Annotated in this window: 21 protein-coding genes and 1 pseudogene; all 22 read left to right on the forward strand. The window is 68.3% G+C overall.

From position 1 onward, the window contains the following. Window positions 1-3: 3 nt before the first annotated feature. Window positions 4-780, forward strand: coding sequence for a hypothetical protein (locus tag ACHMWU_RS28300; protein ID WP_396048815.1), 777 nt, complete (start codon window positions 4-6; stop codon window positions 778-780). A gap of 54 nt (window positions 781-834) precedes the next feature. After that, window positions 835-1,221, forward strand: coding sequence for a hypothetical protein (locus ACHMWU_RS28305; protein ID WP_396048816.1), 387 nt, complete (start codon window positions 835-837; stop codon window positions 1,219-1,221). Between the two features lie 114 nt (window positions 1,222-1,335). Then, window positions 1,336-2,142: a CpaF family protein gene (locus ACHMWU_RS28310; RefSeq protein WP_396048817.1), complete on the forward strand. Its 807-nt coding sequence runs from the start codon at window positions 1,336-1,338 to the stop codon at window positions 2,140-2,142. A 2-nt stretch (window positions 2,143-2,144) separates the two neighbouring features. Continuing rightward, the gene (locus ACHMWU_RS28315) at window positions 2,145-3,077 is read left to right on the forward strand and encodes a type II secretion system F family protein (protein ID WP_396048818.1); all 933 of its coding nucleotides are present in this window, start codon (window positions 2,145-2,147) and stop codon (window positions 3,075-3,077) included. After that, entirely contained in the window at window positions 3,074-3,823 is a 750-nt protein-coding gene (locus ACHMWU_RS28320) for a type II secretion system protein (RefSeq protein ID WP_396048820.1), read from the forward strand. The genes ACHMWU_RS28315 and ACHMWU_RS28320 overlap by 4 nt, the downstream gene beginning before the upstream one ends. 17 nt (window positions 3,824-3,840) lie before the next feature. Continuing rightward, entirely contained in the window at window positions 3,841-3,975 is a 135-nt protein-coding gene (locus tag ACHMWU_RS28325; RefSeq protein ID WP_396048821.1) for a hypothetical protein, read from the forward strand. Between the two features lie 30 nt (window positions 3,976-4,005). Next, window positions 4,006-4,224 (forward strand): hypothetical protein, encoded by a 219-nt coding sequence (locus ACHMWU_RS28330; RefSeq protein ID WP_396049322.1) that lies wholly within the window; start codon window positions 4,006-4,008, stop codon window positions 4,222-4,224. Between the two features lie 31 nt (window positions 4,225-4,255). Beyond that, a pseudogene (locus tag ACHMWU_RS28335) lies at window positions 4,256-4,357 on the forward strand (TadE family protein); the annotation flags it as partial. A gap of 9 nt (window positions 4,358-4,366) precedes the next feature. Then, window positions 4,367-4,624, forward strand: coding sequence for a hypothetical protein (locus ACHMWU_RS28340; protein WP_396049323.1), 258 nt, complete (start codon window positions 4,367-4,369; stop codon window positions 4,622-4,624). 48 nt (window positions 4,625-4,672) lie between these two features. Next, entirely contained in the window at window positions 4,673-5,068 is a 396-nt protein-coding gene (locus tag ACHMWU_RS28345; protein ID WP_396048822.1) for a TadE/TadG family type IV pilus assembly protein, read from the forward strand. Between the two features lie 24 nt (window positions 5,069-5,092). Beyond that, window positions 5,093-5,467 carry a Tad domain-containing protein gene (locus tag ACHMWU_RS28350; RefSeq protein WP_396049265.1) on the forward strand — a complete coding sequence of 125 codons (375 nt, stop codon included), beginning with the start codon at window positions 5,093-5,095 and terminating at the stop codon, window positions 5,465-5,467. Continuing rightward, window positions 5,448-5,735, forward strand: a complete 288-nt coding sequence (locus ACHMWU_RS28355) for a hypothetical protein (RefSeq protein ID WP_396048823.1) — start codon at window positions 5,448-5,450, stop codon at window positions 5,733-5,735. The genes ACHMWU_RS28350 and ACHMWU_RS28355 overlap by 20 nt, the downstream gene beginning before the upstream one ends. A 115-nt stretch (window positions 5,736-5,850) precedes the next feature. After that, window positions 5,851-6,417, forward strand: coding sequence for a hypothetical protein (locus ACHMWU_RS28360; protein WP_396048824.1), 567 nt, complete (start codon window positions 5,851-5,853; stop codon window positions 6,415-6,417). Window positions 6,418-6,507: 90 nt separating this feature from the next. After that, window positions 6,508-6,849 carry a hypothetical protein gene (locus tag ACHMWU_RS28365; RefSeq protein ID WP_396048825.1) on the forward strand — a complete coding sequence of 114 codons (342 nt, stop codon included), beginning with the start codon at window positions 6,508-6,510 and terminating at the stop codon, window positions 6,847-6,849. Beyond that, window positions 6,794-7,459 carry a hypothetical protein gene (locus ACHMWU_RS28370; protein ID WP_396048826.1) on the forward strand — a complete coding sequence of 222 codons (666 nt, stop codon included), beginning with the start codon at window positions 6,794-6,796 and terminating at the stop codon, window positions 7,457-7,459. Before ACHMWU_RS28365 ends, ACHMWU_RS28370 begins: the two co-directional genes overlap by 56 nt. A gap of 21 nt (window positions 7,460-7,480) precedes the next feature. Then, a complete protein-coding gene (locus tag ACHMWU_RS28375; protein WP_396048827.1) occupies window positions 7,481-8,206 on the forward strand; it encodes a LysM peptidoglycan-binding domain-containing protein in 726 nt (241 codons plus the stop codon). Continuing rightward, the gene (locus ACHMWU_RS28380) at window positions 8,193-9,350 is read left to right on the forward strand and encodes a hypothetical protein (RefSeq protein ID WP_396048828.1); all 1,158 of its coding nucleotides are present in this window, start codon (window positions 8,193-8,195) and stop codon (window positions 9,348-9,350) included. The genes ACHMWU_RS28375 and ACHMWU_RS28380 overlap by 14 nt, the downstream gene beginning before the upstream one ends. Further along, window positions 9,317-10,291: a BTAD domain-containing putative transcriptional regulator gene (locus ACHMWU_RS28385; protein ID WP_396048829.1), complete on the forward strand. Its 975-nt coding sequence runs from the start codon at window positions 9,317-9,319 to the stop codon at window positions 10,289-10,291. Before ACHMWU_RS28380 ends, ACHMWU_RS28385 begins: the two co-directional genes overlap by 34 nt. Before the next feature lie 346 nt (window positions 10,292-10,637). Further along, a complete protein-coding gene (locus ACHMWU_RS28390; protein ID WP_396048830.1) occupies window positions 10,638-11,444 on the forward strand; it encodes a LysR substrate-binding domain-containing protein in 807 nt (268 codons plus the stop codon). A gap of 158 nt (window positions 11,445-11,602) precedes the next feature. Then, window positions 11,603-13,333 (forward strand): Ig-like domain-containing protein, encoded by a 1,731-nt coding sequence (locus tag ACHMWU_RS28395; protein WP_396048831.1) that lies wholly within the window; start codon window positions 11,603-11,605, stop codon window positions 13,331-13,333. A 35-nt stretch (window positions 13,334-13,368) separates the two neighbouring features. Beyond that, window positions 13,369-13,743 carry an Ig-like domain-containing protein gene (locus ACHMWU_RS28400; RefSeq protein ID WP_396048833.1) on the forward strand — a complete coding sequence of 125 codons (375 nt, stop codon included), beginning with the start codon at window positions 13,369-13,371 and terminating at the stop codon, window positions 13,741-13,743. Continuing rightward, window positions 13,740-13,931 carry a hypothetical protein gene (locus ACHMWU_RS28405; protein ID WP_396048834.1) on the forward strand — a complete coding sequence of 64 codons (192 nt, stop codon included), beginning with the start codon at window positions 13,740-13,742 and terminating at the stop codon, window positions 13,929-13,931. Before ACHMWU_RS28400 ends, ACHMWU_RS28405 begins: the two co-directional genes overlap by 4 nt. Window positions 13,932-13,938: the final 7 nt, after the last annotated feature.

A 13,938-nucleotide genomic window follows, 5' to 3' on the forward strand; every position in this document is an offset into this window, starting at 1 on the left:
CGCATGGGTCTGCTTGCCATCGCCTCGGCCAAGGGCTCCCCGGGAGTCACGACGTCCGCCATGCTGTTCGCCGCACTGTGGCCCCGGCCCAGCATCCTGATCGAGTGCGATCCTTCCGGCGGTGACGTCGCGCTGCGGATGCCCGGTGCCGACGGTGAACCGCTCGACGCCAACTCCGGGCTGCTCAACCTCGTCGCGGCCGGACGCAAGTCGCTCTACCCCGATCTCGTGGGTCAGCACGCCGAGCAGATCGTCGGGGGACTCGACGTCCTGACCGGGATGACGACCCCCGAGCAGGCGACGGGCCTGGGGCAGTGGAGCCAGCTCGGTGCGCTGTTCGCCGAGCTGCCCGGAGTCGACGCGGTCGCCGACCTGGGCCGGATCGGTGCGGAGACTCCGCAGAACGCCTTGCTGGCCGCGGCGACTGCCGTCGTCCTGGTCGTCGACACGGTGCCGAGCAACGTCGTGCACCTGCGCGACCGGGTACGCAAGGTCAGCGACTCGCTGGGTGGTGAAGCAGGTGCGCCGATCCACGTCGTCGTGGTCGCGCCGGCCAAGCGGGCCCGAGCGGTCGCCGAGATCCGCGACGTCATCGCGCAGTCGCAGACGCCGGTCGCCGAGGTGCATCACCTGGCGCACGACCCCAAGGGCGCGGCCTTCTTCCTGGGGCAGGTCTCAGGCAGCCCCGCGCGGGACCGCGTTGGTGCGTTCGGCCCAGCCGATCGTCGACGAGCTCGCGGAACGGACGGCGGGCGCGTTCCTGTCAGCCCCGGCCGTTGAGCCTGTCGACGAGCCGAGCTTGAGGGAAGAGACGGCTGACGAGGAGGCCTCGGCATGATCGACCACGATCTCGTGAGGGTCCTGCGCGGACAGGTCGCCGACCGGCTCAACGAGCAGCGTCGCCGCGACCAGATCAGCGGCATCACGCCGATGAACGCCGATGACGAGCGCGAGTTCGCCCGGTCGCTCATCGTGCAGGTGCTGGAGGACCACGCCCGCTACGAAGTCGCCGAAGGACGTTCGCCGATCCCGTCCGACGTCGAGGCGCGGGTCGCGTCCGCGATCCACTCGGCGCTGTTCGGCGTCGGACGCCTCGAACCGCTGCTGGCCGATCCCGAGGTCGAGAACATCGACATCAACGGCTGCGACAACGTCTTCGTGCAGTACGGCGACGGTCGCGAGGAGCGCCACGCGCCGGTCGCCGAGACCGACGAAGGCTGATCGAGCTGATCCAGGTGCTCGCGGCGCACACCGGACTGTCGAGCCGTCCGTTCGACTCGGCCAATCCGCAGCTTCGACCTGCGCCTGCCGGACGGATCACGTCTCTCGGCGGTCATGAACGTGTGCGCCCGGCCGTCGATCTCGGTGCGCAAGGCGCGCCTCGGCCGGGTCTTCCTCGACGAGCTGATCGAGAACGGCACGATGTCGGCCGATGTCGGCGAGTTCCTCAAGGCCGCCGTCAAGGCGCGCAAGAACATCATGATCGCGGGAGCGACCAACGCCGGCAAGACCACGATGCTGCGTGCGCTGGCCAACGTCATCCCGGCGTCCGAACGCATCATCACGGTCGAACGTGCGCTCGAGGTCGGTCTCGGCGAGTACGAGGACCTGCACCCCAACGTGGTGTCGTTCGAGGAACGGCTCGGCAACTCCGAAGGTCTCGGGCACGTCTCGATGGCCAAGCTGGTGCGCCGTTCGCTGCGCATGAACCCGTCGCGGGTCATCGTGGGCGAGGTGCTCGGCGACGAGATCGTCACGATGCTCAACGCGATGAGCCAGGGCAATGACGGCTCGTTGTCGACGATCCACGCCAACTCCTCGCTCGAGGTGTTCAACCGCATCGGGACGTACGCGATCCAGAGCAAGGAACGGCTGCCGCTGGAGGCGACCACGATGCTGATCGCCGGTGCGCTCGACTTCGTGGTGTTCGTCCGCAAGCGCAACGACCACGCCACCGGCGGCACCCAGACGCGCGTCGTCGAGAGCATCCGCGAGGTCGTCGGCCACGACGGGCAGGTGCTGTCGAACGAGGTGTTCGCGCCCGACCCCGATGGCCGGGCTGCGGCCCACTCGCCGATCGGCTGCGTCGGCGACCTCGAAGATCACGGCTACCGCCCCATGGTCCACGGACGCTGGGCCTAGCCATGGACCTCGAGACGCTGCGACTCCCGCTGGCGACGACGGCAGGCGCTGTCGTCGGCCTCGGCTGCCTGGTGCTCTGGTACGCGCTGAGCAAGCAGGAGCCCGACACGAGCCCCGGGGTCACGCCACGGCGACGGGCCCTGCAGGCGCGGACGTCGAAGCGGCGGGGACAGCAGCTGCCGTTCGGCGTCCTGGCTGGCGTGGTCGTCCTGGCGGTGACCAAGTGGGTCGTGCTCGCGCTGGTCGTCGGCGCGGTCATCGCGTTCTGGGACCGCGCTTTCGGCGGCGCCAGGCACGAGCGTGCCGCGATCGCCCGGGTCGAAGGTCTCGCCGGGTGGATCGAGGCGTTGCGAGACACGATCGCCGGGGCGGTGGGTCTCGAGCAGGCGATTCCGGCGACCGCAGTCAATGCGGCACCGTCGATCAGGCCCTCGCTCAACCTGCTGGTCGACCGGCTGCGCGTACGGGAGCCACTGCCCGACGCGCTGATGAAGTTCTCCGAAGACCTCGATGACCCGTCTGCCGATCTGGTCGTCGCCGCGCTGATCCTCAACGCCCGGCTGCGGGGCCCCGGACTGCGGGACGTGCTGACCGCGCTGGCCGCCTCGGCGCGCGACGAGCTCGACGTGCGACGCAGGGTCGAGGCGTCCCGGCGCAGCACCCGGCGCAGCGTCCAGGTCGTCGTCGGGGTCATCGGTGGCGTCGCGACCCTGCTGGTCGTGTTCAACCGCGAGTACGTCGAGCCGTACGGCACGCTGGCCGGCCAGGCCGTCCTCGCTGTCGTCCTGGCGGTCTTCGGGCTGAGCGTGCTGTGGCTGCGGCGACTATCCGGTGTCGTGGAGCCCGAACGCTTCCTGATCACCCCCGCGATGACCCACCCGACCGGCAGCAACCCGACCACCAGCAACTCGACCACCAGCCAGGTGCAGCGATGATCCCGCAGCTGCTGGCCGGAGCCAGCGTGGGCGCAGGCGTGCTGTTGATCGTCCTGATGTTGCGGCCCCGCGTGCCCGGTGTGGCGGCGACCCTCGGCCGGCTCGACCAGCAGCGTCGTCCTCGCCGGTCGATGACCGCGAGCGCTGCGGGTTCGTCCGCCGACGGCCGGTTGGAGCGCGTGCGTGCGACAGTCGGCGAACGGATCGAGGCCGAGGTCGCGGTGCGTGGCTGGCCGCTGACCCGCACCCGCGAGGACCTCGCGGTCATGAACCGTTCGATGTCGACGCACCTGGGCACCAAGGCGCTGCTGGGTCTGGGCGCGTTCATCTGGTTCCCGGTCGTCATGGCTCTGCTTGGCTTCGGCGGCGGCCTCGGCATGCCGCTGATCCTCGCGCTTGCGGCGGGCCTGTTCGGCTTCTTCCTGCCTGACCTCGCGCTGCGCAGCGAGGCGGAGAAGCGGCGCCGCGACTTCCGGCACGTCACGGGAGCCTTCCTCGACCTGGTCGCGATGAACCTCGCCGGCGGGCGCGGTCTGCCCGAGGCCCTCATGGCGGCGTCGTCGTTCGGCGATCACTGGGCGATGGTGCGCATGCGGCAGGCGCTGTCGAACGCCCGCATCATGGGCTGGACGCCGTGGGAGGGCATCGCGCGGCTCGGCAACGAGCTGGGTGTCGACGGCTGCGCGACCTCGCGTCGGCGCTCGCGCTCGCCGGTGACGAAGGTGCCCGGATCAGGTTGTCGCTGATGGCCAGAGCCGAGAGCATGCGGCGCAAGGAGATGGTCGACATCGAAGGTGCCGCGGGCGAGAACTCGCAGTCGATGCTGATGGCTCAACTGCTCATGTGCGTCGCATTCTTGGTATTCTTGGCCTATCCAGCCGTCAGCCAACTTGGTTAGGCGGCGGTCCATGTATCGGGGGATATCTCAGTGTCAGCTGAATTGTTCTACGCCCGCGCGATCATCGCGTACGTTCACGACCGCGCCGACCGGGCGCGTCGCGAAGGATTCAACGAACGCGGGGCCTCAGCGATCGAGTGGGCCATCATCTCGGCGGTCGTCGTCGTGCTCGCGCTGGTCGTCGCCCGGGTCATCCAGGGCGTCGTCGAGGACAACGCCAACAAGATCGAGCAGGGTTCCAACACCTGACCGACGCCGGCGTGAACGGGGAACCAGCGCGCTGGAGTTCTCGATCATCGCACCGGTCTTCCTGCTGCTGATCTTCACGATCATCCAGGCAGGCCTGTACTTCCATGCCCGCAACACGGCCCAGTCGGCGGCACGCGAAGGTGTGTCGTACCTGAGGCTGGCCGGCAACAACTCCGATCCGGGTGCCTTCGTCGCTGCTGCTGAGGACGTCGCACAGGGCTATGCGTCGAAGATTGGTCGCCTCAAGGACGTCACGGCAATCGGGACGATCGACACCCGGACGGGGCGCGTCACGATGCTCGTGGTCGGTGACGTCGTGCTGCCGGTGGGTGGTGAGGTGCAGATCCAGCAGACCTCCGAGGCGACGCTCGAACAGTTCCGGGGGGACACACGCGAATGAGGCCGATCAGGACGGACCGCGGCACGGCAAGTCTCGCAGCTCGTCATCGTGGCGCCGTTCCTGCTTGCCCTCATGATGCTGATCATCGCCTTCGGGCGATATGCCCAGACCGAGAACCTGATCGACCAGGCCGCCCGGGACGCAGCCCGCGCGGCCACCGCCCAGAACACCCGAGCGCAGGTTCCTGACGTGGTCGACCAGGTTGTCGGCGAGTCATTGGACGACGCGCCGGCGTCATGTCGCGACAGTGCCGTGGCCAAGCCGGTGCTCTCCGACGGGGCGTTCGGGCTGCCTGATCCCAACGATCCGCTCGCGATCGAGACCGTCACGGTGACCGTGACGTGCACCGTCGATCTCGGTGACTTGGCAGCGCTTCCGCTGAAGTCGGTCGAGATCTCCGAGACGTTCACGAGTCCGCTCGACCGGTATCGGGGGTATCGATGAGGGCTCGCGACGAGCAGGGGGTCGATCACACCCTTCGTGGTGATCGTGTCGCTGGCGATCTTGATGCTGGCGGCGCTCGTGATCGATGGTGGCCGCCAGCTGAATGCGAAGGGACGAGCGGTCGCGTATGCGCAGGAGGCGACCCGAGCCGGAGCGCAAGCCATCGACGTCGGCGATCCGAGGCTCGACCTGATGCCGCAGGTCGCTCTCGCGGCGGCCACCGAGTACTGCCGGACCGCGATGGCGGTCGATGCGCAGCTGCGTCAGCTGCCAGGCCCGGTTGTCCACGATCAAGGACCCTGGCGGCGACTATCTGGCAGTGGCGGTGTCGACGACCATCAGCATCAAGTCGATCCTGCTGGGCATCGTGAACCGACACGTGTTGACTGCGACCGGTGAGGCGCTGGCCCGCCCGGTCAGCGGCATCACCGAGCCGGACGGCAGCAAGGTCCCGACAGTCGGCCCGCCATCGGTCGCCCCGCCCAGCGTGGGCTCCCCGACGGCGACGGCGCCACCGGTACCGCCAGAGATCGAGGTGACACCGTGCACGCCCAAGGAGACTGACAAGCCCACGGATGAACCGACGCCCAAGGAGACTGACAAGCCCGACGATGACGAAGACGAACCGCCGGAGTGCAAGACGCCAGAGACGCCCGAAGCTCCCTGATCGAGACTGGGTGTGTCGTTTCGGGGGATTTCGATATGCTGACCAGGTTGCACACCAAGATCTCCGGGGGGAATCTTTCGTGAATCGCCAAGTGTTGGTGAACGGACTCGCCGTCATGGCTCTGCTGGGCGCGATGTCCGCCTGTGGCAGTGACGACGAGCCCAAGGCTGCGTCAACGACCACGGCGACCACGCCGGTTGCGACCACCCCCGCCCCAACCAGCCCCACCCAGCCGCAGGGTTCCGATGGCGTGACGATCACGATCGGCAACTGGGAGCAGCATGCCGAAGATCCGGCGGTCCTGGCCTACAGCAAGCTGATCGAGGGTATCGGAGCCTCAGGCAACGCCGGCAAGATCGTTCCCGCGCTGCGCGACGTCGCCAGCAAGAAGGTGCTGCGTCTGTATGCGCCAGGACTCCAGCAGCAGTGGGACAATGACTGGCGGGTCGATGAGCAGGGTGACGCCAAGATCCTGTCGTCGCGTGCCTCGGGCTCGACGACGCGTATCGTCGCGTGTCTGTGGGCACCCACGACCGACTTCAAGGACAAGTCGGGCAAGCTGATCAACAACCAGAAGGCTGAGTGGCACAAGCAACGGGCCACCGTCTCGGTCGCCGGCGGAACGGCGAAGGTCACCACCATCAGTCAAAAGGGCACATGTTCCGGCGGTGAACCCGCGTGATGAGGATGCGCCGGCTGTTGGCCGCTGCTCTGACGGTGCCCTTGTTGGGTGCAGGTGCCGTGGTGATGGCACCTGCCGCGCAGGCCTGTGGTGCCCTCGACCCCGTGCCCGCCCGGAGGCGGTGACGACGGGGGTGGCGACAGCGGCAAGCTCAGCGACGGAACCCAGAAGGCCAACTACCAGACGCCGACGAAGTCGTGCTCGCTGTACGCCAACGGGGCTGGCATGGGCATGTACTGCGTGACACCCGGACAGGGCACCTCCAAGACGTTGCGTGAGCGCTACGGCAGCCAGAAGCTTCCAGCGATGCCGCTACTCAGAGATTCCTGCCTCGATCCAGACACCGCACAACGCCAATCCCGGCAAGGGCCGGTACATGCTGATGACGTGTCTCGACAACATCGACTTCGACACCTACAACGGTGGCCCTGACCGGACGATCGACATCTCGATCGTGTTCGTCGAGAACGGCACCGACATCGACTACCACGAGAACGAGATCTCAAACTTCTTGTGGAACCAGTTCGACCGTGACACCCAGATGCCGGTGCCGATCATGCGTACGCGGCCCAACACGACTCCCTTGGTGGGCATTCCGACCTACTTCACGTTCAACTGGATCGATCCGTTGACCAAGCAGGCCTACGGGCCGGTCCGGCAGATCACCGAGGGCGGTGTCGTGATGCGAGCGCGGGCGACCAAGATCGTGATCGACCCGAACCAGCAGGGGGTCGACGCGGTGACCTGTGATCCGTCGACTCCGTATCTCGAGGGACGCCAGCCCAAGGACCAGCCGAGCAACGCCTGCTCGATCGTCTTCCCGCGGTCGTCCGCCTCGGCCCGCAAGTTCGCGACGAAGCCGATCCCCGACAACGTCAAGGACGCCTTCTACGCCGACGTCCGGGTGACCTGGGAGGTCACCTACGGTGAGCCCGGTGGTGCGATGCGCCAGCTGGGCAACGGTTTTACGATGCGAATGCGACAGGTCCTGCCGGTCCAAGAGGTCCAGGCTCCCAATCAACCACCCGCCGTCATCTACTGAGACTGATCCAAGGAGCTGACGATGTCACCGACTGTCGAGCGATCTTCGCAGAACCGCCTGCCTGCGATCACGCAGGAGCGTAGTCGTGCTGCGTCGGTCCTGACCGGTGCGGCGGCCCTCGTCGGCACGCTGCTCATCGCGGTCGGTGTCCCGGTTGCGCTGCTGGCAGCCTTTGGCCCTCCGTGGCCTGACGAGGCGCCGTCGGCTGAGTGGCTCAACGCACCGGCGAGCGGTGAGACGGTCCTGGCAGTCCTGGCGTTCGTGGTGTGGCTGGCGTGGGCGCACTTCATGGTCTGCCTGGTCGTCGAGCTCGTGGCCGAACGTCGCCAGAGCGGGCTCGCACCGCACATCCCCGGCGGCGGAATCGGCACCCAGGGGCTGGCCCGACGTCTCGTGGCCTCGATCGTGCTGCTCGCCGCCGTGACGGGAGCCGGCATGTCGTCGGCGACGGCAGTGACGCCGTCTGATCTGGCGCCTGCCGAGACCACCACGAGTCAGGCGCCCGTCGCGGCCGTGACCGAGGTGGCGATGCCCGACGAGCTGCCCGACGGCACCTTGCCCACGGTGGGCGACCTCGAGTCGGCGACCCGGCTCGACGTGGCCGAAGGCGTCACGACCTACTACGACGTGAAACCTCCGAACGGCCGCCACTACGACACGTTGTGGGACATCTCCGAGCGCTACCTCGGAGACGGCCGCCGTTACAACGAGGTCTGGGGAGCTCAACAAGGGTGTGACCCAGCCTGACGGTCGGGTGCTGGAGAAGGCAGACCTGATCCATCCGGGCTGGGTGCTCAAGCTGCCCAACGACGCGAAGGGCTCGGGTCTCAAGGTCGTCGACCACGCGGTGCTGCAGCAGGTTCCCGCTGGCGGCAGTGGCAGCGGTGGTGGCGGCCAGACAGGTGGGGCCGAGGCCGACCCAGTCGCCTCAGACGTCGCTGCAGCTTCGACCGACACCACGGCCGAGTCCGGCGGCGGTATCTCGCTCGACGGCCGTTGGGCGCCGTTGTTCGGTGTGGCCGGAGGCCTGGTCCTGGCCGGCGCCTTCTTGGGTCTGCGCCGTCGACGCGCCTCGGCCCCTTCCACGGCATGGTGGTCGACCCGCGGGGTCACCGGCACCGATCCGCACGATCCCGATCCTCAGACCCCCGGCCCCGGAACCCGACTGCGCGAGGAGGCCGACGTCTCCACAGCAGGCTGGCTCGACCGGGCGATCCGGTCGCTCAACTCGGCCGTCGCTGCCCCTGCCCCGGCCAGGGTCTCGCTCGGCGCAGGCGGCGTCGCCTTGTCGTTCGACGAGGCACCGCCGGTTGAGCCGCCCGCTCAGTGGCAGGCGCGCTCGACAGTGTGGACTCTCGACCGTGACACGCAGGTCTCGGGCTCAGGCCTGTCGTCGTTGCCCGGCTTGGTCAGCATCGGACGCCGCGACGACGGCACGCTGCTGCTGCTCGATGCGGAGTCTGTGTCGGGCGTCCTTGTGCTCGACGGTGACAGCGACGTGGCGCGCGGGCTCGCGCTCAGCATCGCCGTCGACACGGCGACGCATCTATGGGCTGACGATCGGGTCGTCACGCTGGTGGGCTTTGCCGACGACCTCACGTCGGTCGGCAACGGCGCCATCCGTCACGCCGATGATCTTGGCCGGGTTCTGGAGTCGCTCGACAACATCGCTCGGTACCACCGTTCTGCCTGCCGCGAGGCCGGTGTCGCATCCGCGCGCGAGGCGCGTCAGGTCGCTCCCGGCGCGATCGACTGGTCGTACCACCTGGTGGTGTGCTCCGGCGTTCCGGCCAAGTCAGAGCTGGCGCAGCGGCGGCCCTCGCTGCAGACCCGACCGTTGCTCTGGGTGTGGTCGTCGTGGGTTCGGCCGGCGTCGACGGGGTTCGCCTGACGGCACGTCCTGACGGCAGGGTGTCGTCGCCGTTGCACGGCATCGATGCCGCAGCGCAGGTGCTGACAGTCGAGGCGACTCGCGACCTGACTGCCCTGTACGAGCCCCCTGCGACGTCGCGACGCGTCAGCATGGATCAGCTGGTCGACGTGCTCGAGACCGAGCACCGGGTGCAGGCCGCCCACGACACGGTTGCCCGCGTCAGCATCTTGGGCCCGGTGGCCGTCGAGGCGCCAGGTCAGGTCGATGACGACCGGCGCGAGCTGCTGACCGAGATCGCGTGCTTCCTGGCGTTGCACCCAGTGGGGGTGCACGCCAACCGGATCAGCGCGGCGATCTGGCCCCGAGGCGTCGACGAGACGTTGCGGGCTAGTGCCCTCGGCCAGTTGAGTGCCTGGTTCGGCGCCACGGCTGACGGGCATCCCGTCGTCGAGCAGGACGCTGGCATCTGGCGTCTCGCCCCTGGCGCAGTCGATGTCGACTGGGCGACGTTCCGGGCAGCGCTCAACCGGGCCAGCGAGGACGGAGCCAACCGCGAGACTCACCTGCGCGCAGCGCTGGACCTCGTGACAGGACCAGCCTTTGCCGACGTTCCGGCAGGTCGTTTCGGCTGGCTGGAGTCATTGACGGTCGAGGGTGACATCGCGATCGCGGTCAATCTGACGGTGCAGGCGGTGGCCGAGGCTGCGGCGGCACGTGACGACGAGGTCGCGGCGCGATCGGCGTTGACCCAGGGGCTCACGATGTTGCCGGCGAGCGAGGAGCTGTGGCGTTCGCGGTTGCGCCTGGCGGCTCACTTCGGTGAGCGGTCCGATGTCGAGGCGGTGGCTGACGAGATGTACGCGGCCGTCGCCGAGCACGGCGCGTTCGGTGGCACGACGGGTGAGACCGACGCGCTGGTCGACGAGCTGGCCCCGGGCCATCGGGCCCGGGTCGCCTGAGCGTCGACTCAGTACGTACGGGTGGGGATGCGCCCGAAGCCGTCGGTGCTGACGGCCTTGACCGTCTTGGCCACACCGATCACGGTGATGACGGCGAAGCTGATGCTGAGGATCAACATGGTGGGCCTCCTTCAAGGCTCTGAGGTGATCCGCTGATCGGGTCACAGCTCAATTGTGGATGCTTCAACCATCAAGGACAAGCGAACATTTCTACACGTAACGTGTAGTGTTTCTACATGGACGTGAACCGACTGGCGCTGCTGCGGGAACTGGCCGAGCGAGGCACCGTGGGCGCTGTCGCCGACGCGATGAAGGTCACACCCTCAGCGGTGTCGCAGCAGCGAAGGTGCTCGAACGCGAGGCCGGATACTCGCTGGTCGAGCCGGCTGGTCGTGGGGTCGCCCTGACCGTCGCAGGTCGGGCGCTGGTCCAGACAGCCACCGAGATCGCCGTCGCGATCGAGCGAGCCGAGGGACAGTGGCGCGCGTTCATGGAACGCCCCGCCGGGCTCGTCAGGATCGCGACCTTCCCCACCGGTGGTGAGATGCTGCTGCCAGGAGTGCTGACCCGGATGGCCGAGATTCCCGAGGTCGAGCTGGTGTGCTCCGACGAGGACGGCGTGACGGTCGACTTCGCCGATCTGACGCCCGACTACGACGTCGTGATCGCTGACTCGCCGACGACCGCCGCCTCGTGGCACGACCGCGGGCTCCAGGTCGTCCCACTCATGAGCGAACCGCTCGACGTCGCCCTCCCCGAAGGCCATCCACTCGCCCGCAAGGCGAGCCTGTCACCCAAGGACGTCGTTGCGGAGACCTGGATCGGGGTGCCGCACGACTATCCCTTCGACCGGGTCCTGAGCCAGGTCGTCGCCGCGACGGGCGAACCGGTGCGCATCGCGCAACGCATCTCCGACAACGGCATCGTCGAGGCGCTGGTCGCTGGAGGGCACGGCATCGCGATCCTGCCCCGCTTCACGACGCGAGAGCACGGCAACGGGCTCGTGACCCGCCCCCTCGTCGGCATCCGCGCCACCCGCGAGATCGCCGCGCTGCTGCGGCCCGACCGCTACGAACGGCCCTCCGTCCGCCTCGTGGTGCAGGCACTACGCGACGAAGCAGCGGCTGTCGTTGACCAGCATCGCAGCGGCTAGGCGGAATTACGTAGTACTTACTGATGTGCGGGAGGCCACGACTTGCGAGCGTTGGTCAGTCTCTAGGTGCCGTCCGGGCGCCACCCCCCCAAGGAGAATTTCTCGTGCGCCAACGCAGTCGGGCTTCCCGAATCACTGCATCAGCCGCTGCGACCACCATGATGGCCGCCGGACTGATCGCTATCGCACCCCAAGCAGCCCACGCTGCCAGCGGGTCAGCAACATTTCAGACCTCAGGCGGCCTCAACCAGCAATGGGTTGTCCCGACTGACGTCACCTCCCTGAAGATCGCGGTCAAGGGTGCCGCCGGCGGCGCCGGTGGTCTCGAAGGCGGATCCGGCGGACGAGGTGCCAGCGGCACCGTCACCGTCCCCGTGACCCCCGGCCAGACGATCACGGTCAACCTCGGCAAGCGCGGCGGCGACGCCGACTCCGACATCAACACCGGAGCCGGGCTCGGCGGCACCTCCGCCGCGCTCGGCAAGGGTGGCAACGGCGGCACCGGTGGCAACAACGCCGGTGCCGGTGGCGGCGGTGGTGGCGCGACGGAGGTGCTGCTCGACGGCGACCACGTCGTGACCGCAGGCGCAGGCGGCGGTGGCGGCGGCACCGGTGGCGGCCTCATCGGCAGCCAGGCGGCCGGCGACGGCGGCGGCGCCGATCAAGACGGCGACAACGGTTCTGCGTCGGCCGCTGAAGGCGGGCACGCCGGCGACGCCGCCAGCGAGATCGGCGGCACGGGCGACACCACCACGACCACGGGTGCCGGCGGCGCCGGTGGCGGTGGCGGCGGCTACCAGGGCGGTGGCCAAGGCGCCGCGACGACCAGCGGCGGTGGCGGCGGCGGTGGCGGCGGCACGAGCCACGTCAACAGCGTGCTGGCCGAGCTCGACGGCTCCTGGACCAGCAACGTCGACGGTGACGGCGCCGTCACGATCACCTACGAGTCGCAGTTCACGACCGCGGTCGCGATCGACGATCCCAACACCGTGGTCACCGGTCAGGACAAGGCCTACAAGGTAGTCGTGACCGCTGCCGGTGCGGGACAGACCCCGACTGGCTCGGTCGAGCTGACCGCAGAGAACCAGACCAACGGCACCATCACGGTCATCGGCACCAAGAACCTCACCGGTGGTGAGGCGACCTTCCACCAGGACGGTCTGCTGGTCGGCGACTACACGCTGCGTGCGACCTACACGCCCGACGGCGACAGCGACTCGCTGGCCTCGACCGGCCAGCGTGACTTCTCGGTCGTCAAGGGCGACACCGACACCGAGATCGCCGGTCCGGGCACCCCGCCCAACCTCGGCGACTCCGTCGACCTCGGCGTGACGGTCACCCCCGTCGCCCCGGCCAAGGGCGTCCCGTCCGGCCAGGTGAAGTTCTACCAGGACGGCAACGCGATCCCCGGTGGCACCGTGACGCTCGACGGCTCGGGCCAGGCCGTGCTGAGCACGACCAAGCTCGTCGTCGGCACGTCCGACATCACCGCCGAGTACCTCGGCGACACCGAGTTCGAGGTGTCCGAAGACCTCACCAGCCTCGAGAACTTCGTGGTCAACAACGGGCAGGTGTCGGTGACCCTCGACGCCGAGCACGGCACCGTCATCGCGGGTGAGAAGTCCAAGTTCGTCGTCGACGTCGCTTCGCTGAACGGTTCGACCACGCCGACCGGCTCGGTGCAGCTCTACGTCGACGACCGCTGCTCGGGACGTCACAGTCGCTCGACGCGACGGGGCGCACGATCTTCTTCCTCGAGCCTGCCCGTGACCAGCAACGACGGCCATCATCACATCCGGGCCGTCTACGAAGGTGACAGCAACTACGACGAGGCGACCAGCAACTGGATCGACCACTTCGTCAACATCGGTGAAGCCGAGGTCGGCTGACCAGCGACGTCAACCCCTCGCAGGTCGGTGACGCCGTGACGTTCAGCATCGATGTCAACGGCCTCATCCCGACCCAGACCTACGAGCCCACCGGCAAGGTGCAGCTCTACGTCGACGGCACCCCGTACAACGCGCCGATCACGATCGACGTCAACGGTCAGGCCACGGTCGCCCTCGCAGATCTCCCGGTCGGCACCACCAGCGTCTGGGCGCGCTACCTCGGAGATGCCAAGTACAAGCCGGCCAGCAGCGAGGCGTTGCAGCAGGTCGTCAAGAAGCGCACCCCGACGGCCAGCACGACCACGATCGACGATCCCGGAACGGTCGTGACCGGTCAGTCCAAGGGCTACAAGATCACGGTCGCTCCGGCAAGCTTCCCGGACCAGTGGCGACCGGATCGGTCACGTTGACCGCCGAGAGCCACGACGATGGCTCGATCGTCACACTGGGCACCAAGAACCTGCTCAACGGTGCCGCGACCATCCACAAGGACGGCCTGCTGGTCGGTGACTACACGCTGCAGGCGACTTACACGCCTGACGCGGTCAGCGACCTCCTGCCGTCGATCGGCGAGCCGGCTGACCGTCATCAAGGGTGACAGCTCG

The organism is Aeromicrobium sp. UC242_57 (genome assembly GCF_044452305.1).
Classification (GTDB): Bacteria; Actinomycetota; Actinomycetes; order Propionibacteriales; family Nocardioidaceae; genus Aeromicrobium.